The following is a 23,238-nucleotide window of genomic DNA, read 5'->3' as shown; positions in this document are numbered from 1 at the left end:
CGGCTCGGCGTCACGACGCCGGGAAGTTGACGTCCTTGGTGACGGCTTCCCATTCGTCGATCGACGCCGACAACGCGGCGATCTTGTCCCGCATGGCCTTGAGCACGTCGCGGCCCAGCAGCAACCGCAGCGGCGGGTCGTCGAGCTTGGCGAGCATCAGCACCGCCTCGGCCACCTTGCGCGGGTCGCCGGGCAGGTGATCGGCGAACTGCTTGATCAGGTCCTTGCGCGCCGCCACGTCGGCGTAATCGGTGATCGGCGCCCCGGATTCCTTCATCGACCTTGTCGCCCAATCGGTGCGGAACGCGCCGGGTTCGACGGCGGTTACCTTGATGCCCAGGGGGCGGACCTCGGTGGCGAGCGCCTCGGTGACCGCCTCCAGCGCGAACTTGGTCGACGAATAGTAGGCGTTGGGCGGGTTGGCCACCAGGCCGGTCATCGAGGAGATGTTGATGATGTGGCCCGATCCGCGGGCGCGCATGGCCGGCAGCACCGCCTTGATCATGTCGACGGCGCCGAAGTAGTTCACGTCGAACAGCTTTCGAACCTCGGCGTCCTCACCCTCTTCCACCGCGGACAGGTAGCCGTGTCCGGCGTTGTTGACCAGCACATCGATTCCGCCGAAGGCCTCGTCGGCCGCCGCCACCGCGGCCGCGACCTGGCCGGTGTCGGTCACGTCGAGCGCGACGGCCAGCGCCCGGTCGCCGAACTCGTCGGCGAGGTCCTGCACCGCCTCGGCGCGCCGCGCCGTCACCACCACGCTGTGGCCGGCTTCCAGTGCGGCGCGGGCGATTTCGCGTCCGAAGCCGGTGGAGCATCCCGTGATCAGCCAGCGAGCCATCGCTAAATCGTCCCTTCCGGTAGGCGGCGCAGATATCCCTTGCGGCGCTCGGCGAGCTGGGCGGTCCGCTGCTGCGGGCTCACCCGCTCCAGGTATGGCACCTCCGCGTCGAGCCGGTCCAGCTTGACGACGCGGCCCCGCGCACCGAGGTCTTCCCGCGGACCGGCCTCGCCGAACTCCGCCATGCGCAGGGTCAGGATGGCCTCGCGCAGGCCGTCGGAGTCGATCCAGTTGGCCACGCCGGGGTCGACGGGGGAGATCACGTAGGTGTAGGTGCCGTCCTGGTTGGGGACCGACTGCGCCTTGTTGAGGCTGCCGGTACGGTCGACGAGCTCGAGGGTGGTGCCCCAAACGTTGCTGAGCGGGACGGTGAAGTATTCGGCGCCACCGTCATTCAGGTCGACGACGAACGCCTCGTCGGGGGCGAGATCGAAGCGGCCCATCACGTAGACCTGGTTGCGCATGGCGCCGATCCTGTCGGCCGACCAGGCCAGGTTGAAATGGTTGGCCGGCATCTTGTACACGCCGTGGCTGAGCTTGCCGGTGAAGTTCGCGAAGTAATCCATCATCGCGGCGGTGGCCTCGGCCTGCTCGTCAAGGGTGCGTGCCGGTGTTGACGCCGGGCCGCTAAGCCGTTGCACCTCAAGGTGATTGGGGTCGTCGCGGCCCCAGTCCAGCAGCACGTCGCGAATGTAGAACTCGTGTGCCGCCGGGGTGCTCCGCACGTGATTGGGCCGGCCGTTGGCGGGTTCGGAGTCGACGGTGATGGTGAAGCTGCCGTCTGAGTCGACCCGCATCGTGCGGCCGTTGAGCACGTCGACGGTGCCCATGTTCGCGTCCCAGAGCGTGAAGTAGTTCTCGGTCATCCGGTGTTCGCCGACCCGGCCGTGGATCTCGTAGCGCTCGTCCCCGGAGATGGGGATCACCCGGTACACGCTGTCGGGATTGTCGATGCCCCACCGCGATCCGGGGATCCGGCGGCCGTTTACGGGGTGGGCCAGCCGGGTGATGCAGCTGACCTTGGGTCGCAGCTTGTCCTGGTTGGACGACCACATCGCCGCCGAGAACATCACCTCGGCGAACGCGTCGTCGAACCGTTCGCGCATCGCGTCGGACGCCTTGGCGCGGCCCAGCCAGGTTTCGGCGACGGTCCGGTACGCGGCCTTGACGGTGGGATGCTCGATCAGCTCGAGCGCCGCCAGTTCCTGTTCGTGCTGGGATGCCGTCGCGACCGGGTCTTCAGGCATGCGCTGTTCCTCCGATATATTGTGCAAATCGCTTGTTGTACAACGTGAATCGCTCGTCGACATGCTCGGGAAGCAGGCCGTAGTTCTCCAGGCCGTAGGGCGGGCGCGCCGCCTCGCGCGGACGCTCACGCAGCCAGCGCCGCATCGCGTCCTCGGCCTCGGCCGTCAGCGGCAGCCCGATCGCGTCGTAGACGCGGGCCACCTGCCCGATTGGGTCGGCCACCGCATCGTCGAACCCGATGTCGGTGACGCGCTCACCGTCGTCGGACCAGCCGTCGCGGGTCGTCATCGCACGGTCGTTGGTCCAGCCCATCCGTGCCAGCCATTGCGCGCCGACCCGGTGGGCGTCGACGACGTCGGCGTGCATCGCGTGCAGCGTGGCGTTCAGACTGGCCCCCGACGCGATCGTGGTGCGGGGATCGCGGTGCATGTGCACGACGTGCAGGTCGGGAAAGTGCGCGCGCAGCGGGCCCAAATACCCCAGGTGCGCCGGCGATTTGAGCACCCACCGCTGACCGGCCAGCCCGCGTTGGCGTTTTTGCCATTGCAGGAACTGCAGCATGCGGTGCAGGAAGGCATAGGCGGGGGTGAAGTCCTGGTCGTCGAGCCAGGTTCGGTAGTGGGGCAGGTGGGCGCCCGACTCGGGGACGTGTGACAAGAAGGCGTCCGCCAAAAAGACGATCTCCTCCTCGGCTTCGGTGGCGTACATCGGGTGGATGGAGAACAACTCGGGCACCAGTTCGCGCGATTTCGCTTCGCGCGCTTGGCTGATGGCGATGCGCGGATCCACCCCGGTGAACGGATGGTTCAACCGCGGCGCAACCTCGACGACCTCCCACCCGTACGCGCAGACGAAGCGCGGATCGGCCGCCAGCAGGCGCTGCAACAGCGTGGTCCCGCTGCGCATCATCCCGACGACGACGATCGGCGCGGCCACCCGCTCGTCGAGAATCTCCGGATGGCGGCGGATCCACTCCTGGGTGCGCAGCCGCATCCGCAGGCTGTGCACGATGCCCGAGCGCAGGATGTGGGCGCCGATCGCGTTGAGGTCAGCCCGCGCATAGTCGCGCAGCAGGACGGTCAGCGGCTCTTCGAATTCGCCCGGGCCCCAGTCGGTGAGCCCTTCCTTGCGTTGCGCGTCGGCCAGGACGGCGGCCGGCTCGAAGACGCTGGGGGACGGCACGAGGCTCAGAACTTCAGGTGGTGGCTGACGTCGCCGACCTGGTCGACGAACATGGTGCGGCTGTCGAAACACCAGGCGCCGTCCACCCGGTGAAAGGTGTCCTTGTAGTGCCCGGTCACGATGACCTGCAGCGGCAGGTCGGGGGTGGCCTGGGTGACGCAGTAGTAGGACGTGCTCGTCGCGGTGCCCTGGGCCTCGTCGATGTACAGCTGGACGTTGGTGGTGTTGTGTTTGGTCTTCGGGGTGCCGTCTTCGTAGATGCGCGTGGCCATTTCGTACATCTCGCGGACCCGCGCCGAGCCGGCGAACACCGTTTCCGGCGGGCCGTCCTCGACGCCGCAGATGCGGCCGTGCTCGAAGAGGCGGGCCACCCCGTCCAGGTCGCCGCCGTCGAGCAGCTGCGCATAGGTGTAGATGAGATTCGTGATCTCGGTGGCGCTGTCACTCATGTCGAACCGCCTCGGGAAAGTCCGTCCGGTCCAACTTACATAGAACCGACGATTACTCTTAGTCGCCGTGACCTTACCGTGGACGCCGAGCAGGCTCGGCAACCTGACCGGCAAGCGCGTGATCGTGACCGGAGCGACCAACGGGGTGGGGCTGGGCACCTCGCGCGCGCTCGCCCACGCCGGCGCGCACGTGATCCTGGCCGTGCGCAACACCGAACTCGGCGAGCAACGCGCTGCCGAAATCTCCGCGAACGGCGGCGGTGCGACGTCGGTGCTCAAGCTCGACCTCGCCGACCTGTCGTCGGTGCGGGCCTTCGCCGGCCTGATCGACGAGCCGGTGGACATCCTGATCAACAACGCCGGCGCCCTCACCGACCGCCGCACCGAGACGGTCGACGGATTCGAGATGACACTGGGCACCAACCTGCTCGGGCCGTTCGCGCTGACCAACTTGCTGCTGCCCAAGGTGCGTTCGCAGATCATCAACGTCGGCTCCGACGCCCACCGGTCGGCGACGCTGCACCTCGACGACCTGCACCTGCGCCGCCACAAGTGGACGAGGTTGGGCGCCTACGCGCAGTCCAAGCTCGCGGTCATGCTGTGGGGGCTCGAGCTGGACCGCAGGCTGCGCGCGGCCGCATCGCCGCTCGTCACGCAGCTCACCCACCCCGGTTGGGTGGCCTCGAACCTGTCCAACCTGGGCGACTCGCCGCTGATGTCGCTGGCCCACAAGGGGGTCAAGGCGGTGGCCGACCGGTTGGCCAACGACATCGACGAGGGCGCGGCGCCGACGCTGTACTGCATCAGCGAGCCGATTCCGCCCGGCAGCTACGTCGGGGTCAGCGGCAGGTTCGGGCTGCGCGGTGGGCCGGTGCTCATCGGCCGCACGCAACTGGCGTGCGACTACGACACGGCCGCGCGGCTGGTGGCCTTCGCCGAGCGCGAGACCGGCACGAAACTGGAGATCTGAGCATGGGTGAATTCGACAACGTCGTCGCCGTCGTGACCGGCGCCGCGCGCGGCCAGGGCCGCAGCCACGCCGTCGCGCTGGCTGAGCAGGGCGCCGACATCATCGCCGTCGACATCTGCGCCGACCTCGAGGCCATTCCCTACGCGTTGGGCACCGAGGCAGAGCTGGCCGAAACGGTCCAGCTGGTCGGGTCGGCGGGCCGCAAAGCGGTTCCGGTGATCGCGGACGTGCGCGACCTTGCGGGTCTGCGGGCCGGCGTGCAGGCGGGCATCGACGAGCTCGGCGAGGTCGACGTCGTCATCGCCAACGCCGGGGTGGTGGCGATCGGCGTCACCGAGCCCGACGCCGAACCGGTGTTCAACACGATCGTCGACACCAACCTCAAGGGTGTGTGGCACACCATGCTGGCGACGGTCCCGTCGATCGTGCGCAAGGGCGTCGGCGGCTCGGTCGTGCTGGTCAGTTCGTCGCAGGGCCTGACCGGACGTGGCGGTGACGGCAGCGCCGCGATGTTCGCCTACGCGGCGTCCAAGCACGGTGTCGTGGGTCTGATGCGCTCGGCGGCCAATGCGTATGCGCCGCACAAGATTCGGGTCAACTCGGTGCACCCCAGCGGTGTCGCGACGCCGATGATTCTCAACGACTTCGTGGTGAACCGGATGACGGAGAACCCGAACCCGGCCGTCTCGCAGATGCTGCTGCCCGGCGTGCCGTTGGTCGAGGCGCGGGACGTCACCGAGGCGGTGCTGTGGCTGGCCGGGCCGCGGTCGCGCTACGTGACCGGGGTGTCGATCCCGGTCGACGCCGGCCACGTCGTCATGTAGGGGGAACTAGCCCCTGACGACCTTGCCGGCCTTGATGCAGGACGTGCAGACATTGAGGCGCTGCTTGTTGCCGCCCGGACGGGCGACGTGCACGGTCTGGACGTTGGGGTCCCACCGGCGGCTGGTGCGGCGGTGGGAGTGCGACACCGACTTGCCGAAGCCGGGGCCTTTCCCGCAGATGTCGCACACAGCGGCCATTGTTCAAGCTCCTCAAAATCTCGGGGGTCCGGCAATCCGGCCGGGACAGCCCGGCCTCACCGGGCCCAATCAGAATACCGATTGTCGTGGTAACCACCAAAACGTCGACTGGCGGCCCGGGCCATGCCGGGGCCAGGTGTGCGCCGCGACCCCTTGGGCGGTAAACACCGAGTCGATCACAGTACCGGCGCGAATCCGGGCTGCTCGGACGCGGCGCCGCTAGGATGGCGTCGCCGCCGATGGTCGGCGCGGTCGCTGCCTGTATCAGGTGCGGACGGCGCGCTGATTGGCTGAAGTCTTCTTCCCGGTGGTGCCGGCCCGCGCGGAGCTGCGGATGAGGCTGGGAAGCGAATATCGGCAGGCTTGAGGGGAGTGCGCGGGGTGGTTGCGCGCGCCGAAAACGCCGCCGGTCCAGCCGACGTCGAGAGCGGGCGGGGCTCACCGGCGGGCGTACGACGGTTTGTGTTGAGGTTGCGCCGGGTGGCGGCGGCCTATCTGGTGGTGGCGGCGCTGGGCAGCGTCGCCATAGGGAGTACGTCGGTCAACTGCCCGACCGCTGTGGGCGGGCAGGACGGCATCGGGCAGGGCGGACCGGGCCCGAGAGCATCGGGCCCCGCTCCAGCCGATGCGACGTGGTTGTGGCAGCCCCGTCCGCCTCGTCCCGCGGTGCAAGAGGCGGCCGCGGTGCGCGGCGGAATCCAGCTGCGGCAGGTCGCTTTCGACGGTCGGGGAGTGTGGCCGGACGGACCCGACGCGATCCGCGGCTATCTCGAGGAGGCACTGACCCGGATCGGCGTCACCGAGGCGTCGGCCCGTGGTCACTGGATCGAGGGCATGATGACCATCGCCGACCACGAATCGCAATTTCATTCGGGTGCGATCAACCTGTCAGACAGCAACGCCTACGGGCCTTCTCAGCTCGACGGTGGCCCGCTGCACGCCACGCGCGGCCCGTGGCAGGTAATGCCGGATACCTTCGCGGCCTTCCACCAGCCCGGGACGTCGAACTCGGCGTGGGATCCGGTGGCGGCCGCATGCGCGTCGATGAACTATCAGATGAGCCGCTACGGCGTCAGCCGCGACGGCAGCAATCAGCGCGCGCTGGTGGGGCAGGCCAATCCCGGTATCCGGCAGGGCTATTAAGCTCTGCCGCTGCCGGCGGGCCGCTCGATCTTCCTCACCGGCGCGGAGCAACTGAGCGCAGCGGCTGCGTCGCCGGGCTACGCTGGCGCCCACCGGGAGACAGGTGCGGAGGAGGTGGGTCAACTGGGCACTGCTGATACGTCGCAGCTACGTCTCCTGGACGCGATGACCCTGCGAGACTGGGCGCACACCGCCGTCAGCGACCTGATCACCCACATCGACGAGATCAATCGACTCAACGTCTTTCCCGTCGCCGACTCCGACACCGGCGCGAACATGCTGTTCACCATGCGTTCGGCCCTGGCGGAACTGAACGCGCAGGGCGGCTCGGGGTGCGCCGCCCGGGCCGCGGCCGCGCTGTCGGCCGGCGCGCTGAACGGCGCCCGTGGCAACTCCGGGGTGATCCTGTCGCAGATCCTGCGTGGCCTCGCCGACGTCACCGCCACCGCCGCGAGCGACGCCGGCGGCGACCTGCCCCACATCGACGCCGTCGTGCTGGGCGATGCGCTGCAGCGCGGCGTGGAGCTGGTCATCACCTCGATGGGCGGCGAGGAAGTCCCGGGGACCATCGTCTCGGTGTTACGGGCCGCCGCGACCGCCGTGCAGCAGTGCGCGCGCGCCGGGGACGGGCTCGCGCCGGCGGTCATCGCCGCCGGGGACGCGGCGGTGGTCGCCCTGGAAAAGACCCCCGAGCAGCTCGACGTGCTCGCCGACGCCGGAGCCGTGGACGCCGGCGGGCGGGGCCTGCTGGTCCTGCTGGACGCGTTGCGGACCACCATCACGGGGCAGGCGCCGGCCCGGGCGGTCTACGAGCTCGCGCCGCGGGCGCAGCGCACCGAAGCCCCCGCGCCGCGCCCGGCGCCCCAATTCGAGGTGATGTACCGGCTGGACGGCTGCGAGCCCGCGGCGGCGGACGCGCTGCGGGACCGGCTGGAGGACCTGGGCGATTCGGTGGGCATCGCGTCGGCGCCGTCGTCCGCGCAACGCACCTATTCCGTGCACGTGCACACCGACGACGCCGGCGCCGCCGTCGAGGCGGGACTGACGGCCGGACGACTCAGCCGCATCGTCATCTCGGCCCTGAGCTCCGGGGCCCCCGGGTTGCCCGCGGGCGGCTGGACGCGGGAACGGGCGGTGCTGGCCGTCGTCGACGGCGACGGCGCCGCCGAGCTGTTCGCCGGGGAAGGCGCCTCCGTGCTGCAACGCGACCCCGCGGCGCACGATCCCACGACCAACATCAGCGCGCACCAGCTGATGCGCGCCGTCGTCGACACCGGCGCCGCGCAGGTGATGGTGCTGCCCAACGGCTATGTGGCCGCCGAGGAGCTGGTCGCGGGGTGCACGGCGGCCATCGGCTGGGGGATCGACGTGGTGCCGATCCCGACCGGGTCGATGGTGCAGGGCCTGGCCGCGCTGGCCGTGCACGAGACCGGCAGGCAGGCCGTCGACGACGGCTACACCATGGCCCGGGCGGCCGGCGCCGCGCGGCACGGATCGGTGCGCATCGCCACCGAGAGCGCGTTGACCTGGGCGGGCCGCTGCCATCCCGGCGACGGCCTGGGCATCGCGGGCGACGAGGTGCTGATCGTGGCCGCCGACGCCGTCGAGGCGGCGATCGGCCTGCTCGACCTCCTGCTGGCCTCCGGCGGCGACCTGGTAACCGTGCTGCTGGGCGCCGGCATCGAGACCGATGGGGACGTCGGCGCCGTCGGCGACATCCTGGAAGAGCACATGCACGACCACCACCCGGGGACCGAACTGGTCACCTACCGCACCGGCCACCACGGTGACGCGCTGCTGATCGGGGTCGAGTAGCGATGGTGTCGCTGTCCGACCGGCTGGACTACGCCGTCGGCGGGAAGGTCGTGGAGCTCTTCGACGAGGTGTTCGGCATCCGGACCGTCAACGACCTGCTGCGCCACTACCCCCGCAGCTACACCGAGGGCGCCAGCCGCTGGGACGCCGACGACGAACGGCCGCCCGCCGGTGAACACATCACCATCGTCGACACGATCACCGACACCGAGACGTTCCCGATGAAGAAGACGCCGAAGAAGGTCTGCCACCGCATCACGCTCGGCTCCGGGCGCAACAAGGTGACCGCCACGTTCTTCAACGCGAACTACATCAAAAAGGACCTCACCACCGGCACCAAGGTGATGCTCTCCGGCGAGGTCGGGTTCTTCAGGAACGTCATGCAGCTCACCCATCCCGCGTTTCTCCTCCTCGACACGCCGGACGGGAAGAACCGCGGCACCGTGTCCCTCAAGAGCATCGCCAACGCCTCGCACGCCACCACCGGCGAAGACATCGCGGACGCGTATCAGCGCCACTTCTTCCCAATCTATGCGGCCAGCGCCAAGCTGCAGAGCTGGACCATCTTCGCCACCGTGCGCCAAGTGCTCGACGTCCTCGACCCGGTGCCCGATCCCCTGCCCGAGGACCTGCGCGCGAAATTCGGCCTGGTCTCCGAGGATCAGGCGTTGCGCGACATCCACCTCGCCGAAAGCGAGCCCCGCCGTCAGCGGGCACGCGAGCGCCTGACCTTCGACGAGGCCGTCGGGCTGCAGTGGGCCCTGGTGGCCCGCCGGCACGGCGAGCTTTCGGAATCGGGGCCCCCGGCGCCGCCGCGTTCGGACGGTTTGGCCGCGGAACTGTTGGGGCGGTTGCCTTTCGAGCTGACCGCGGGGCAGCGTGACGTGCTCGGCGTGCTGTCCGAGGGGCTGGCGTCCAACCGCCCGCTGAACCGCCTGCTGCAGGGGGAGGTGGGCTCGGGTAAGACGATCGTGTCGGTGCTGGCGATGCTGCAGATGGTGGACGCCGGTTATCAGTGCGCGCTGCTGGCCCCGACGGAAGTGCTTGCCGCGCAACATCTTCGATCCATCCGCGACGTGCTCGGCCCGCTGGCGATGGCGGGACAGCTGGGCGGCGCCGATCGGGCCACCCGGGTGGCGCTACTCAGCGGTTCCATGACCGCCGCGCAGAAGAAGCAGATCCGGTCCGAGATCGCCGGCGGTGAGGTGGGCATCGTCGTCGGCACCCACGCGCTGCTGCAAGACGCGGTGGAGTTCGACAACCTGGGCATGGTGGTGGTCGACGAGCAGCACCGCTTCGGGGTCGAACAGCGAGATCAGTTGCGGGCCAAGGCCCGTCCCGGTGTCACCCCGCACCTGCTGGTGATGACGGCGACGCCGATCCCGCGCACCGTCGCGCTCACCGTCTACGGGGACCTGGAAACGTCGACGCTGCGCGAACTTCCGCGTGGACGCCAGCCGATCACCAGCAACGTCATCTTCGTCAAGGACAAGCCCACCTGGCTCGGCCGCGCCTGGCAGCGCATCAGCGAAGAGGTCGCCGCCGGCCGGCAGGCCTACGTGGTGGCGCCCCGCATCGACGAGGACGACGATCCGGGCGCGCAGGAACAGAACGCCAAGGCCCCCGAGACCGCCGAAGGCCTCTACGCCCGACTGCGTTCCGGCGAGCTGGCGCACCTGCGGCTGGGGCTGATGCACGGGCGGCTGTCCGGCGACGAGAAGGACGCGGTGATGGCGGCCTTCCGCGCCGGCGAGATCGACGTGCTGGTGTGCACCACCGTCATCGAGGTCGGCGTCGACGTCCCCAACGCCACCGTGATGCTGGTGATGGACGCCGACCGGTTCGGGATCAGCCAGTTGCATCAGCTGCGCGGCCGGATCGGCCGCGGCCGGCACCCGAGCCTGTGCCTGTTCGCCAGCTGGTCCGCGCCCGACTCGCCGGCCGGCCGACGGCTGCGCGCGGTGGCCGGGACGCTGGACGGCTTCGCCCTGGCCGACCTGGACCTCAAGGAGCGCCGCGAGGGAGATGTCTTGGGCCGCAACCAGTCCGGGCGGGCGATCACGCTGCGGTTGCTGTCCCTGGCCGACCACCTGGAGTACATCGAGGCGGCGCGGGAATTCTGCGTCCGAACCTATTCCGAGGACCCCTCCGATCCCGGATTGGCCGTGCTGGCGGCGCGATTCACCGACACCGACCGCATCGAATACCTGGACAAGAGTTGAACCGCAAGGTGCTGTTGTGGTTGGCCGCGGCGGCCGCGCTCGCGGTGGTGGTGGCCTACCAGACTGTCGGGACCTCGGCCTCCCGGCACTCCGCGGAATACGCTGCGCGCGCGGACGTTCCGACGGTGCTGCCCGGCGTCGACGTGCTCGCGGGCATCCCGGTCGTGCCGGTGCGGCTGCACCGCTACGACTACCTGCGGGCGGCGTTCGGCGACGCCTGGGATGACGACAACGACGCGCCGTTGGGGCACAACGGGTGCGACACCCGCGACGACATCCTCAACCGCGATCTCGTCGACAAGACGTACGTGTCGATCAAGCGGTGCCCGGACGCCGTGGCCACCGGCACGCTGCACGACCCGTACACCAACAAGACGATCGCCTTTGCGCGCGGCCCCAAGGTCGGCGAATCGGTGCAGATCGACCACATCGTGCCGCTCGCGTACGCCTGGGACATGGGCGCGTACGGCTGGCCGGCGCCCGAGCGGCTGCGCTTCGCCAACGATCCGGCCAACCTGCTGGCCGTCGACGGGCCGGCCAATCAGGACAAGGGCGATTCGGCGCCGGGCCAATGGATGCCACCCAACGGGGCGTTCGCCTGCCAGTACGCCATGCAATTCATCGCCGTGCTGCGCGGCTATGCGCTGCCGGTGGATGCGGCGTCGACCGGTGTTTTGCGTCAGGCCGCCGCGAGCTGCCCCGCGGGGTAGCCGTCGCTTATGAACCCTCGTAGGTGTCGGGGTCCGGGCGCAGCCGGGTGCCGTCGTTGAGCCCGTTGATCGCATCCATGTGCTCGGCGGCCAACTCGAAATCGAACACGTCCATGTTGGTCGCGATGTGCTCTTCCTTGGCCGAGCGGAAGACGACCGCGTTGCCCAGCTGCAGGTTCCACCGCAGCAGCACCTGCGAGGCGGTCTTGCCGTATTCGCCGGCGATCGAGCTCACGGTCGGGTTGTCGATCAACTTGCCCAGCGCCAGCGGCGTGTAGGACTGCGTGACGACGTTGTGCTCGGCGTTGGTCTTGCGCAACGCCTCCTGGTTGAGCAGCGGGTGCAGCTCGATCTGGTTGACCGCGGGAGTGACGAACGTGAGGTCGATGACCGTCGTCAGGTGTTCCTCGGTGAAGTTGGAGACGCCGATCGAGCGGGCCTGCCCGTCCCCGCGGGACTGGATCATTCCGCCGAAGGAGTTCACGTAGTTGCCCAGCGACGGGGCCGGCCAGTGAATCAGGTACAGGTCGACGTAATCCAGGCCCAGCCGTTCCAGGCTGGCGGTGCAGGCGTCCATCGCCCCCTTGAAACCCTGATCGGAGGTGGCCAGCTTGGTGGTCACGAACAGCTCGGCGCGCGGAATCCCGGAGGCGGCGATGGCGCGCCCGACGGCGGCCTCGTTGCCATAGGCCGCGGCGGTGTCGATGAGCCGGCAACCGATTTCCAGCGCCGCCGATACCGCGCGTTCGGTCTCGTCGTCCGACAATTCCGCGACGCCCAGGCCCAGGGCCGGCATCGTGTTTTCGTCGTTGAGAGCAATTGAGGGTGCGGCGGAGCCCGACTCGCCAGTCAATTCATTCACCTGCCTGTGAAATTAATGGTCCGAGATTGTGCACCGAGCCGGGTTCCGCCATCGCGCGAGAAGATCAACGGCGTTCGGCGCCGAGTTCGAGGCGCTGCGTTCGAAATCGAACACGTCGAAGTTGCTCGCAATCCGTGAGGCTTCATCGGCTTGGGGATCACGATATTACCGAGGGAGCAAATGCAACCTAATCAACACCTGGGCAGGTGTCCATCCGCGGCCTCCGGTACCCGGCGCGCCACCACGTACAGTTGGTCGCGCGGCACACCGGAATCGGCGGCCGCTCAGGGGTGAAATCACTTTCGTCGTCAAGCGGTGCCACGTTGTTTGAAAAGGGGGTTGCCCATGACCAAGCCTCTGTCTGCCGCGCCAGACGTGCACACCGCAGCGCAGCGCGCGTCGGTGCCCCTGGCCAGTCGCATCCAGGGCGCCGTCACCAGCGCCGGGGTCAAGGTCATCCCGTGGATCCCGACCGCGGTGCGACGAGGGCTGGTTCGCGGCCGATCGGTCATCATCGACGGCAACACCCTCGATCCCACCTTGCAGCTGATGTTGTCGGGCCTGCGCGCCGTCGGCATCGACGGGCTGGTCGTCGGCGACGACCCGGCGGCGTCCCGGGCGCAGATGCACGACTCGACCGTGGGTTTCCCCGGTCCGCAGATCCACGTCGAGGTCACCGAGTTGTCGCTGCCCGGCCCGGCCGGGGACATCGGCGCCCGGCACTATCGTCCGGCCGACGGCGCGGCGGCCCCGTTGCTGGTCTTCTACCACGGCGGCGGCTGGTCGATCGGTGACCTGGACACCCACGACGCGCTGTGCCGGCTGACCTGCCGTGACGCGGGCGTCCACGTGTTGTCGATCGACTACAGGCTGGCCCCCGAGCACCCGGCGCCGGCCGCGATCGAGGACGCGTACGCGGCGTTCACGTGGGCATACGAGCACGCCGGCGAGCTGGGCGCCGCGCCCGGCCGTATCGCGGTCGGCGGCGACAGTGCCGGGGGCAACCTCGCCGCCGTCGTCAGCCAACTGGCGCGCGACGAGGGCGGCCCCGCGCCGGTGTTGCAGTGGCTGATCTATCCGCGGACCGACTTCACCGCGAAGACCCGGTCTCTGAGCCTTTTCTCGCGGGGCTTCCTGCTGACCAAACGCGACATCGACTGGTTCGAGTCCCAATACCTGCGAAGTTCGGAGCTGGACCGCACGGACCCGCGCGTCTCGCCGGCCCTGGCCGAATCGCTGGCCGGACTGGCGCCGGCGCTGATCGCGGTTGCGGGCTTCGACCCGCTGCGCGACGAGGGCAAGGCCTACGCCGAGGCGCTGCGGGCCGCCGGGACGGCGGTCGACCTGCGTTACCTGGGCTCGCTGACCCACGGCTTCGCCAACATGTTCCAGCTGGGCGGCGACAGCATGGTCGCGACCAGCGAGCTGATCTCGGCCCTGCGCGCACACCTCAGCCGGGTCTGAGTCGCCCGGCGGCCCGCGCCGGTAATCTAGAGGCGCCTTGTCCGATCGCTTTGTCGGCAGACCGACAACTCGCCTACCGAAAGATCAGGGAACCTGTGGCCGACAAACCCAAACGCCCCCCACGATTCGACATGAAGTCGGCCTCCGGCGGTAAGTCCGGCCGGCTCGTCCAGATCGGCGGTACCGCGTTCGTCGTGATCTTCGCGGTCGTCCTCGTCTTCTACATCGTGACGTCGAACCACAAGAAGCCCGCCGCCACCGGCGCGGGCGACACGGTGCGGGTGACGTCGAGCAAGCTGGTCACCCAGCCCGGCACCAACAACCCCAAGGCCGTGGTGACGTTCTACGAGGACTTCCTGTGCCCGGCCTGCGGCAACTTCGAACGCACCTTCGGGCCGACGGTGTCGCGGCTCATCGACGTCGGGGCCATCGCGGCCGATTACTCCATGGTGTCGATCCTGGACAGCTCGCGGAACCACAACTATTCGTCGCGCGCGGCCAACGCGGCCCGCTGCGTCGCCGACGAATCCCTCGACGCCTTCCGCCGTTTCCATACCGCGCTGTTCACCACCGACATTCAGCCCAGCGAAACCGGCAAGAGCTTCCCGGACAACGCGCGGTTGATCGAACTCGCCCGTGAGGCCGGCGCCGCGGGCAAGGTGCCCGACTGCATCAACAGCGGCAAATACCTCGACAAGGTCACCGGCGAGGCCGCGGCCGCACAGATCAAGGCCACGCCGACGATCAAGATCAACGGCGAGGACTACGACCCGTCGACGCCCGACGCGCTGGTCAGCAAGATCAAAGAGATCGTGGGCAACATCCCGGGCATCGACGGCGCGGTCGCGCCGGCCGCCATGTGACCGGCGCGGTGTCGACCGAATCGGCCGATCCCAGCGCCGATCCCACCCCGGCCCCGGTGCCGGCGCCCAGCGCGTGGTGGCTGCTGATCGCCGGGGCGATCGGCCTGGTCGCGTCGATGACGCTGACGGTCGAGAAGATCGACATCCTGCTCGACCCGTCGTACGTGCCGTCCTGCAACATCAACCCGATCCTGTCGTGCGGCTCGGTGATGATGACGCCGCAGGCGTCGCTGCTGGGGTTCCCCAACCCGTTGCTCGGCCTGGTGGCCTTCACCGTGGTGATCGTCACCGGACTGCTGGCGTTGACGAAAGTTGTTCTGCCCCAATGGTATTGGCTGGGACTGACGGCCGGGGTGCTGGCCGGTGCGATGTTCGTGCACTGGCTGATCTTCCAGAGCCTGTATCGCATCGGCGCGTTGTGCCCGTACTGCATGGTGGTGTGGGTCATCACCATGTCGCTGCTGGTGGTGGTCGCCTCGATCGCGTATCGCCCTGCGCTGCAGGCCCGCCAAGCCGGCCCGGCGTGGGTGGTGTACCAATGGCGATGGTCGATCGCCGCGCTGTGGTTCACCGCGGTGTTTCTGCTGTGCATGGCGCGGTTCTGGGACTATTGGTCGACGCTGCTGTAGGAATCTGGACGTGACCCGGATCATCGGCGGCGTGGCCGGGGGCCGGCGCATCGCGGTCCCGCCGCGGGGCACGCGGCCCACTACCGACCGGGTCCGCGAGTCGCTGTTCAACATCCTGACCGCGCGCCGCGAGCTGCGCGGCCTGGCGGTTTTGGACCTCTACGCCGGCTCGGGCGCCCTGGGATTGGAGGCGCTCTCCCGCGGCGCCGCCAGCGCGCTCTTCGTGGAGTCCGACCCGCGCACCGCGTCGGTCATCGCGCGCAACATCGACACCCTGGGGCTGCCGGGCGCGACGCTGCGCCGGGGCGCGGTGGCGGCCGTGCTGTCGGCCGGGACCGCCTCTCCCGTCGACCTCGTCCTGGCCGACCCGCCGTACGACGTCGCCGCCGCCGAGGTCGAGGCCGTGCTGGCGGCGCTGATCGCGCACGGGTGGGTGCGCGAGGGCGCCGTCGCGGTCGTCGAGCGCGCGGCCGGCGGCGCGCCGCTGCGCTGGCCGGCCGGCTGGTCGGTGTGGCCGCAACGCGTTTACGGCGACACCCGTTTGGAGCTCGCCGAGCGGGTATGAGCGGGCGTGTACCGTCATTTGCCATGGCGCCGCTCCTCCGCATCGCTTCGCTCTGCATCGTCTCGGCGCGCGCCATGGCGCCGCTCCTCATTGCTTGCTCTGCATCGTCGCCGGCGCACCACGTGGGCGCCGCTCCTCCGCATCGCTTCGCTCTGCATCGTCGTCGGCGCGGGCTATGAGCGGCGCGGTATGCCCGGGCTCGTTTGACCCGGTGACGTTGGGCCACATCGACGTCTTCGAGCGCGCGTCGGCTCAGTTCGACGAGGTGGTGGTGGCGATCCTGACCAACCCCGCCAAGAAGGGCATGTTCGACCTCGACGAGCGGATCGCGATGATCAACGAATCGACGACGCACCTGCCCAATCTGCGGGTGGAGGCCGGGCAGGGCCTGGTGGTCGATTTCGTGCGGTCGCGGGGGATGACCGCCATCGTGAAGGGGCTGCGCACCGGCACCGACTTCGAATACGAGCTGCAGATGGCGCAGATGAACAAGCACGTCGCCGGTGTCGACACCTTTTTCGTCGCGACCGCGCCCCGGTATTCGTTCGTGTCGTCGTCGTTGGCCAAGGAGGTCGCCATGCTCGGTGGCGACGTGTCGGAGCTGCTGCCCGAAGCGGTCAACCGTCGCTTGCGCGAAAAGCGTGCCGGTCGGTCCTGAGCGACACCGTCTGCCGCCGAAGGCGTTGGGCGGCAACGTCGTTGACGAGACGGCAACGGTGTGGAGTAGCCGGGCGCTGCGCGGGTACCCGATGGCTCCGAGCGCGCAACGCCACGCCCAGCGAGCGGAACGGGTCAATTACGCCACGGCGGAACGTATCTTGAAGATCTGATCCGAAGAAGAGGGGGGTTCGCGCGGTCGCCGACGTCAAAGGAGAACGGCAGCCATGACGGTAGACAATCTTTTCGACGTTCCCGAGGCCGCGACCAACCTGATCGCCCTGCTGGCCGACGAGGGAGTCGCGCACTTCTTCATCAACCCCGGAACCGACTCCGCCCCGATCCAGGAAGCGCTGGCGGCGGCGCGCGCGGCCGGCACGCCGAGCCCGCGGGCGGTGCTGTGTGTCCACGAGAGCGTCGCGTTGGCGGCGGCTATCGGACACCACATGGCCAGCGGCCGTCCGCAGGCGGTCATGGTGCACGTCGATGCCGGGACGCTGAACCTGGGCTGCCAGCTGCACAACGCCCAGCGCAACGGGACGCCGGTGGTGATGTTCGCCGGGCGCACCCCCTACAGTTCGGCGCCGGAGGTCCGCGGCCACCGCGACGCCTACATCCATTGGCAGCAGGAGCAACTCGACCAGCCGGCCGTCGTGCGCAACTACGCCAAATGGCACATGGAGGTTCCCCGCGGGCGAGAGTTGGCCCCCATCGTCCGGCGGGCATTCCAGGTCGCCCAGTCCAGCCCGTCCGGACCCGCCTACGTCATGCTGCCGCGAGAAGCCCTGATGGAGCCCGGCAGCCGTGTGTTGCCGCGCCGGCTGCCGCCGGCCATACCGCCCGGCCCGGACCCCGGGGCCCTGGGCCGGCTGGCCGGGATCCTGGTCGCCGGGCAGCGGGTCGTCATCGTCGCGTGCCGGACCGCGGCGGAACCCGGGGCCGCGGTCGTGTTGGCCCGCATCGCCGAGCTGCTCGGTGCGCCGGTGATCGACCAGGGCGACCGCGCCAACCTGCCGTTCGGGCACCCCCTGCACGTGGTGGGCGACGCGGGCCCGCTGGAAACCGCCGACACCGTGCTGCTGCTGGACTCCGAAGTGCCCTGGGTGCCCGCACAGCTGGCCCCGCCCGCGGATGCCCACGTGGTGCAGATCGACGCGGACCCCGTCAAGGCCGGCATGCCGCTGTGGTCCTATCCGGTCGAGATCGCGCTGACCGCCGACACGCGGGTGACGCTGGTGCTGCTCGAGCAGACCCTGCTGCGGCTGGCCACCGACGAGCTGCGCGAGAAGTGGAGCGCGCGGCGGCGGGCGGCCGAATCCGATGTCGCGCAACGCCGCCGGGAGGCGGCGCGCCGTGCCGCGTCCGACCGGCCGGCCGATGCGCCCGACGCGATGCTGGCCGCGCTGGGCGCCGCGCTGCCGCACGACGCCGTGGTGGTCCAGGAGGCGGTGACCAACCGGCCCGCCGTGGCCCGGCAGGTCCAGCGGCCGCCGGGGCAGTTCTTCGACACGGGCGCACCGGCGTTGGGCTGGGCGCTCGGCGGGGCCTTCGGGGTCAAACTGGCCAGGCCGCAGGCGCCCGTCGTCGCGATCTGCGGTGACGGTTCGTTCAACTTCGGTGTGCCCACGGCCGCGTTGTGGTCGGCGCATCGCCATGACGCGCCGTTCGTGACGGTGGTCTTGAACAACCACTCGTACCTGGCCTCGAAGCTGCCGGTGATGGAGCTCTATCGGCCGGGAATATCGATGCGGGAGAACGACTTTCCCGAGACCCGGCTCACGCCGGACACCGACTACGCCGCCCTGGCGCGCGCGTGCGGGGGAAGCGGACGCAGCGTGACCACGCCGGCGGAGATGCGCGAGGCCATCGGGTGGGCGCTCGCCGAGGCGGACGAGGGCCGGTGCACGGTGCTCGATGTGCAGTTGCCGCAACCGTGACGCGGATCAATGCGCGTGGCCGGAGCGGTCGGCGTCGGGGGAGCCGCCCATCATGCGCAGCATCGGCAGGCCCCCTGAGGTGATGAACCGGGCGACGAGGACGATCGCGAGCACGCCGAAGGCGATGTTGAGCAAGGTCGTGTAGTTCCACGAGATAGAGGCCTCCAGCACGGTCGCGTTGCGTTGCGCCGGGATGAGATGCGTTGTGCCGAAGATCAATTCGACCAGGTATCCGGCGACCACCATCGCGGCGTAGAAGGTGCCCAGCAGGGTCAGCATCATCTTGGTGCCGTAGTACTTGCGGTAGATGTTCAGGATCGGGAGGATCAACAGGTCGGCGTAGATGAACGCGATGACGCCCCCGAAGCTGATCCCCCCGTTCCACAACACCGCGGCCAGCGGGACGTTGCCGATCGAGCACACGAAGGACACGATCGCCACGACGGGGCCCACGAGCGGACCCCACAGCGCCGACCAGACCGGGTGATCCACCAAAAAGAAGCTCTGCCAGAACTTCTCGGGAACCCACGCCGCGACGGCCCCCGCGATCAACAGGCCCAGGATAAGGTCGCGCAGGATCGCCAGCCACTCCATCACGAACACGTGCGAGACCGAGGTGAAGCCGGCCGGGGAGAACAGCCGCCGCCAGAACGAGCCTTCTCCTTTGACCGACATGTCCATGGCGGCATGGCCTTCCATCGATCCGGCGATTCCCTTTTCGGCCTGCTCGCGGGCGGCGTCGACGAGTCGCGAGCGCACGAACAGCCGGAACAAGGCGGCGAGCACCACGATCATCAACGGGCCGCCGACGAATTCGGCGGCGGTGAACTGCCAGCCCATCAGCAGCGCCAGGATGATGCCCAACTCCGCCACGAGGTTGGTCGAACCGATCTCGAACGCCATCGCGGCGGTGAAGTCGGCGCCCTTGCGGAACAGCGATCGCGCCAGGGCCACCGCGGCGTACGAGCACGACGACGACGCCGCCCCCAGCCCGGCGGACACCGCCAGGGTGCGGGGGCGGTCATCGCCCATCAGCGCCACGATCGTCGAGCGCCGCACCACCGCCTGCACCACCGCCGAGAGGGTGAAGCCGACGATCAGCGCCCACAGGATTTCCCATGTCATCGAACCCGCGAGCGTCAGGGCGTGCCCGATCGCCGATAGCACCGTCATCACTGAAACCTCCTGCGGTGAGCCGCCGGCGCGAGGTGAGTCTGTTCCGACGGATCGGACTATACCCCTTGGGGGTATAAGGGCACAGGGCCCGATCGTCCGGCGGTTCCTCGGACCCTAGAATCGCTGGCAAATAGCCGGGTCCGGGCGCGTCGACGCAAAACCCACACCGGGGCAAAGGCCGCAGCGGCGCGGCCCGGCGACGAATATGGACGAACCACCGCGCGCGGCCGTCGCCGCCGCGAAAACAGCGTGAACGGGCGCTTTCGCATGAAACTCACTGACCACGCCCACGCCGGCACCGGCTCGCCGGGGCGTTTAGGACACCGGGAACGGGCAAATACCCGACACACCGGTGTCGCCACCGCTGTCACAGAGACAACACCAGGCACACTGGTAACAACAGTTTTGCAGACGCCAGGAGGGTACGGCCGTGTATCGAGTGTTTGAAGCGCTGGATGAATTGAGCGCCATCGTCGAAGAAGCCCGCGGCGTCCCGATGACGGCCGGCTGCGTGGTGCCCCGCGGCGACGTGCTGGAGCTGATCGATGACATCAAGGACGCGATTCCGGGCGAGCTGGACGACGCCCAGGACGTGCTGGACGCGCGCGATTCCATGCTGCAGGACGCCAAGACGCACTCCGAGTCCATGGTCGAATCGGCGACCACCGAGTCGGAGTCCATGCTCAACCACGCCCGCGCGGAGGCCGACCGGCTGCTGTCGGACGCGAAGGCGCAGGCCGACCGGATGGTGAGCGAAGCCCGCCAGCACAGCGAGCGCATGGTCGGCGAGGCCCGCGAGGAGTCGATGCGCATCGCCACCGCGGCCAAACGCGACTACGAGGCCAGCGTCGGGCGCGCCCAGGCCGAGGCCGACCGGCTGCTCGAAAACGGCAACATCTCCTACGAGAAGGCCGTGCAAGAGGGCATCAAGGAACAGCAGCGCCTGGTGTCGCAGAACAGCGTGGTCGAGGCGGCCAACGCCGAGGCCACCCGGCTCATCGACTCGGCGCACGCCGAGGCCGACCGGCTGCGGGGCGAATGCGACATCTACGTCGACAACAAGCTCGCCGAGTTCGAGGAATTTCTCAACGGCACCCTGCGGTCGGTGGGCCGCGGCCGCCACCAACTGCGGACGGCGGCCGGGACGCACGACTACGCCGTGCGCTAGCGTTTCGCCGCCCGCCCAGCGGGCGGGCGAGCCCTGGAATTGTGCGGCCGGCGCCGTAGGATTTCCGATATGACGCGCCAGCACACCACCTCATCGACGCGCGGCGGTGCGCCTCGGCTATCTGGGCCGATGACGTTCGACATCACCCGGCTCGGGCGGCGGCCCGGCGCGATGGTGACCGTGCGCAACACCGTGCCTAGCCGGGCCCGCATCGGGCTGGACATGATCGCGATCGAGGCCGGCGCCCCCCTGGAACTGGACCTACAGGTCCAGTCGGTGTCCGAGGGCGTCCTGGTGACCGGGACGGTGACCGCGCCCACCGCCGGCGAATGCGCGCGGTGCCTGACCCCGCTCGACGGGACCGTGCAGGTGCGGTTGACCGAACTGTTCGCCTACCCGGACAGCACCACGGAGGCGACCACCGAGGAGGACGAGGTCGGCCACATCGTCGACGACACCATCGACCTCGAGCAGTCCATCGTCGACGCGGTGGGGCTCGAACTCCCGTTCTCGCCGGTGTGCACGCCGGATTGCCCGGGGCTGTGCCCCGAATGCGGGGTGCCGCTGGCCGCCGAGCCGGGCCATCAGCACGACCGCATCGACCCGCGCTGGGCCAAGCTGGCGGGCATGTTCGACCCCGAGGCGGACGAATCGCGGGGTGAGCGGTGAGCTCACGGCAGGCTCTGCTCGACGCCCTCGGGGTTGAGCTGCCCGACGAACTGCTGTCCTTGGCGCTGACGCACCGCAGCTACGCCTACGAACACGGCGGGCTGCCGACCAACGAGCGGCTGGAGTTTCTCGGCGACGCCGTGCTGGGCCTGACCATCACCGACGAGCTCTACCACCGCCATCCCGATCGCAGCGAGGGGGACCTGGCCAAGCTGCGGGCCAGCGTCGTCAACACCCAGGCGCTGGCCGACGTCGGGCGAAAGCTCTGCGACGGGGGCCTCGGGGTGCACCTGCTGCTGGGGCGCGGGGAGGCGAACACGGGCGGGGCGGACAAGTCGAGCATCCTGGCCGACGGCATGGAATCGCTGCTGGGTGCGATCTACCTCGAGCACGGGATCGACGTTGCGCGCGAGGTGATCCTGCGGTTGTTCGGCCCGCTGCTGGACGCCGCGCCGACGCTGGGGGCCGGGCTGGACTGGAAGACCAGCCTGCAGGAGCTGACCGCGGCCCGCAGCATGGGCGCGCCGTCCTACGTCGTCACCTCGACCGGCCCCGACCACGACAAGGAATTCACCGCCGTGGTCGTGGTGGCCGACACCGAATACGGCTCGGGCGTGGGCCGCTCCAAGAAGGAAGCCGAACAGAAGGCCGCGGCGGCGACCTGGAAGGCGCTGGAAGCGCTGGACACCGTTCCCGGCAGCTGAATCGATGCCCGAACTGCCCGAAGTCGAGGTGGTGCGCCGCGGCCTGCACGCCCATGTGGTGGGAAAGACGATCACGGCCGTCCGGGTGCACCACCCGCGCGCGGTCCGACGCCACGAGGCGGGGGCCGCGGACCTGACCGCCCGGCTCCTCACCGACCGGATCACCGGCACCGACCGGCGCGGTAAGTACCTGTGGCTGCTGCTCGACAGCGACGCGGCGCTCGTCGTGCACCTCGGCATGAGCGGGCAGATGCTGCTCGGCGCGGTGCCGCGCGCCGACCACGTCCGGATCTCCGCCCTGCTCGACGACGGGACCGTGCTGAGCTTCGCCGATCAGCGCACCTTCGGCGGGTGGATGCTCGCCGACCTGGTCGAGGTGGACGGCAGCGTGGTGCCCGAACCCGTCGCGCACCTGGCGCGTGACCCGCTGGACCCCCGGTTCGACGCCGACGCCGTCGTAAAGGTCTTGCGGCGCAAGCACTCCGAAATCAAGCGCCAGCTGCTCGACCAGCAGGTGGTGTCGGGCATCGGCAACATCTATGCCGACGAGGCGCTGTGGCGGGCCAAGGTGCACGGGGCGCGGATCGCCGACGCGCTGACCCGCAAGCAGTTGACCGCCGTGCTCGACGCGGCCGCCGACGTGATGCGTGACGCGCTGGCCAAGGGCGGGACCTCGTTCGATTCGCTGTACGTCAACGTCAACGGCGAATCCGGATACTTCGACCGCTCACTGGACGCCTACGGCCGCGAAGGCCAGGGCTGCCGCCGCTGCGGCGCGGTGATGCGCAGGGAGAAGTTCATGAACCGCTCGTCGTTCTATTGCCCGAAATGCCAACCGCGCCCGCGTGTTTGAGTGTGAAGACTTGGCTTTGACGGTGACCACACGGTTGCGACACGCCGAGGGTGGGTGACCGGCTTTCACACGGGACGCCCCGCGTTCAC

23 protein-coding genes are annotated in these 23,238 nt (G+C 69.3%); 16 read left to right on the top strand and 7 right to left on the bottom strand.

The features are described from left to right. Positions 1-10: 10 nt before the first annotated feature. The 4 genes from P6281_RS18545 to P6281_RS18530 are packed head-to-tail and all read right to left on the bottom strand — an operon-like array spanning position 11 to position 3,720. On the bottom strand, positions 11-841 hold the full coding sequence (locus tag P6281_RS18545) for an oxidoreductase (protein WP_008258981.1): 831 nt from the start codon (positions 839-841) through the stop codon (positions 11-13). A 2-nt stretch (positions 842-843) separates the two neighbouring features. Continuing rightward, on the bottom strand, positions 844-2,088 hold the full coding sequence (locus P6281_RS18540) for a hypothetical protein (protein ID WP_324738470.1): 1,245 nt from the start codon (positions 2,086-2,088) through the stop codon (positions 844-846). Then, entirely contained in the window at positions 2,081-3,271 is a 1,191-nt protein-coding gene (locus tag P6281_RS18535) for a sulfotransferase family protein (RefSeq protein ID WP_324738469.1), read from the bottom strand. Before P6281_RS18535 ends, P6281_RS18540 begins: the two co-directional genes overlap by 8 nt. Positions 3,272-3,276: 5 nt before the next feature. Next, entirely contained in the window at positions 3,277-3,720 is a 444-nt protein-coding gene (locus P6281_RS18530) for a nuclear transport factor 2 family protein (RefSeq protein WP_008258978.1), read from the bottom strand. A gap of 67 nt (positions 3,721-3,787) precedes the next feature. Between P6281_RS18530 and P6281_RS18525 the strand changes: the two genes are divergently transcribed. Both P6281_RS18525 and P6281_RS18520 read left to right on the top strand, forming a co-directional pair. Next, positions 3,788-4,690 (top strand): SDR family NAD(P)-dependent oxidoreductase, encoded by a 903-nt coding sequence (locus P6281_RS18525; protein ID WP_008258976.1) that lies wholly within the window; start codon positions 3,788-3,790, stop codon positions 4,688-4,690. Positions 4,691-4,692: 2 nt separating this feature from the next. Then, positions 4,693-5,514 (top strand): mycofactocin-coupled SDR family oxidoreductase, encoded by an 822-nt coding sequence (locus P6281_RS18520; protein WP_008258974.1) that lies wholly within the window; start codon positions 4,693-4,695, stop codon positions 5,512-5,514. A 6-nt stretch (positions 5,515-5,520) separates the two neighbouring features. On the opposite strand, the gene rpmB is transcribed toward P6281_RS18520, so the two are convergent. Then, the gene (gene rpmB, locus P6281_RS18515; RefSeq protein WP_008258973.1) at positions 5,521-5,712 is read right to left on the bottom strand and encodes a 50S ribosomal protein L28; all 192 of its coding nucleotides are present in this window, start codon (positions 5,710-5,712) and stop codon (positions 5,521-5,523) included. A gap of 480 nt (positions 5,713-6,192) precedes the next feature. Between rpmB and P6281_RS18510 the strand changes: the two genes are divergently transcribed. The 4 genes from P6281_RS18510 to P6281_RS18495 all read left to right on the top strand — a co-directional run bounded on the left by P6281_RS18510 (position 6,193) and on the right by P6281_RS18495 (position 11,602). Further along, the gene (locus tag P6281_RS18510) at positions 6,193-6,855 is read left to right on the top strand and encodes a transglycosylase SLT domain-containing protein (RefSeq protein WP_324738468.1); all 663 of its coding nucleotides are present in this window, start codon (positions 6,193-6,195) and stop codon (positions 6,853-6,855) included. Between the two features lie 165 nt (positions 6,856-7,020). Next, complete coding sequence (locus P6281_RS18505; RefSeq protein WP_324738467.1) at positions 7,021-8,670, top strand: DAK2 domain-containing protein; 1,650 nt, start codon at positions 7,021-7,023, stop codon at positions 8,668-8,670. Between the two features lie 2 nt (positions 8,671-8,672). Next, positions 8,673-10,892, top strand: a complete 2,220-nt coding sequence (gene recG, locus P6281_RS18500) for an ATP-dependent DNA helicase RecG (RefSeq protein WP_324738466.1) — start codon at positions 8,673-8,675, stop codon at positions 10,890-10,892. After that, the gene (locus P6281_RS18495; RefSeq protein WP_014382993.1) at positions 10,889-11,602 is read left to right on the top strand and encodes an HNH endonuclease family protein; all 714 of its coding nucleotides are present in this window, start codon (positions 10,889-10,891) and stop codon (positions 11,600-11,602) included. The genes recG and P6281_RS18495 overlap by 4 nt, the downstream gene beginning before the upstream one ends. A 7-nt stretch (positions 11,603-11,609) precedes the next feature. On the opposite strand, the gene P6281_RS18490 is transcribed toward P6281_RS18495, so the two are convergent. Further along, positions 11,610-12,455 (bottom strand): aldo/keto reductase, encoded by an 846-nt coding sequence (locus tag P6281_RS18490; RefSeq protein WP_161807802.1) that lies wholly within the window; start codon positions 12,453-12,455, stop codon positions 11,610-11,612. A 354-nt stretch (positions 12,456-12,809) separates the two neighbouring features. On the opposite strand from P6281_RS18490, the gene P6281_RS18485 reads away from it, so the two are divergent. The 6 genes from P6281_RS18485 to P6281_RS18460 all read left to right on the top strand — a co-directional run bounded on the left by P6281_RS18485 (position 12,810) and on the right by P6281_RS18460 (position 18,579). After that, the gene (locus P6281_RS18485; protein ID WP_202378356.1) at positions 12,810-13,928 is read left to right on the top strand and encodes an alpha/beta hydrolase; all 1,119 of its coding nucleotides are present in this window, start codon (positions 12,810-12,812) and stop codon (positions 13,926-13,928) included. 95 nt (positions 13,929-14,023) lie between these two features. After that, positions 14,024-14,791 (top strand): DsbA family protein, encoded by a 768-nt coding sequence (locus tag P6281_RS18480; protein WP_014382991.1) that lies wholly within the window; start codon positions 14,024-14,026, stop codon positions 14,789-14,791. After that, the gene (locus tag P6281_RS18475; RefSeq protein ID WP_014942650.1) at positions 14,788-15,420 is read left to right on the top strand and encodes a vitamin K epoxide reductase family protein; all 633 of its coding nucleotides are present in this window, start codon (positions 14,788-14,790) and stop codon (positions 15,418-15,420) included. The genes P6281_RS18480 and P6281_RS18475 overlap by 4 nt, the downstream gene beginning before the upstream one ends. Positions 15,421-15,430: 10 nt before the next feature. After that, positions 15,431-15,985: a 16S rRNA (guanine(966)-N(2))-methyltransferase RsmD gene (rsmD, locus tag P6281_RS18470; protein WP_008258961.1), complete on the top strand. Its 555-nt coding sequence runs from the start codon at positions 15,431-15,433 to the stop codon at positions 15,983-15,985. Positions 15,986-16,160: 175 nt separating this feature from the next. Then, a complete protein-coding gene (gene coaD, locus P6281_RS18465; protein WP_009953984.1) occupies positions 16,161-16,643 on the top strand; it encodes a pantetheine-phosphate adenylyltransferase in 483 nt (160 codons plus the stop codon). A 226-nt stretch (positions 16,644-16,869) separates the two neighbouring features. Then, entirely contained in the window at positions 16,870-18,579 is a 1,710-nt protein-coding gene (locus tag P6281_RS18460) for a thiamine pyrophosphate-requiring protein (RefSeq protein ID WP_014385472.1), read from the top strand. Positions 18,580-18,585: 6 nt separating this feature from the next. Here P6281_RS18460 and P6281_RS18455 read toward each other — a convergent pair whose 3' ends face one another. Beyond that, entirely contained in the window at positions 18,586-19,752 is a 1,167-nt protein-coding gene (locus tag P6281_RS18455; protein WP_041785127.1) for a permease, read from the bottom strand. Positions 19,753-20,185: 433 nt separating this feature from the next. On the opposite strand from P6281_RS18455, the gene sepIVA reads away from it, so the two are divergent. The 4 genes from sepIVA to mutM all read left to right on the top strand — a co-directional run bounded on the left by sepIVA (position 20,186) and on the right by mutM (position 23,149). Continuing rightward, on the top strand, positions 20,186-20,923 hold the full coding sequence (gene sepIVA / locus P6281_RS18450; protein ID WP_009956333.1) for a cell division protein SepIVA: 738 nt from the start codon (positions 20,186-20,188) through the stop codon (positions 20,921-20,923). 69 nt (positions 20,924-20,992) lie between these two features. Next, a complete protein-coding gene (locus P6281_RS18445; protein ID WP_179293497.1) occupies positions 20,993-21,592 on the top strand; it encodes a YceD family protein in 600 nt (199 codons plus the stop codon). Further along, positions 21,589-22,296, top strand: coding sequence for a ribonuclease III (gene rnc, locus P6281_RS18440; RefSeq protein ID WP_014942648.1), 708 nt, complete (start codon positions 21,589-21,591; stop codon positions 22,294-22,296). Before P6281_RS18445 ends, rnc begins: the two co-directional genes overlap by 4 nt. Before the next feature lie 4 nt (positions 22,297-22,300). Then, entirely contained in the window at positions 22,301-23,149 is an 849-nt protein-coding gene (gene mutM / locus P6281_RS18435) for a DNA-formamidopyrimidine glycosylase (protein WP_014942647.1), read from the top strand. The last annotated feature ends 89 nt before the right edge of the window (positions 23,150-23,238 follow it).

The organism is Mycobacterium sp. 5-140-3-2, from assembly GCF_035666375.1.
GTDB classification, from domain to species: domain Bacteria; phylum Actinomycetota; class Actinomycetes; order Mycobacteriales; family Mycobacteriaceae; genus Mycobacterium; species Mycobacterium intracellulare.
The sequence above is the reverse complement of the archived record's forward strand: the minus strand, read 5'-3'. Positions and strand labels throughout refer to the sequence as shown.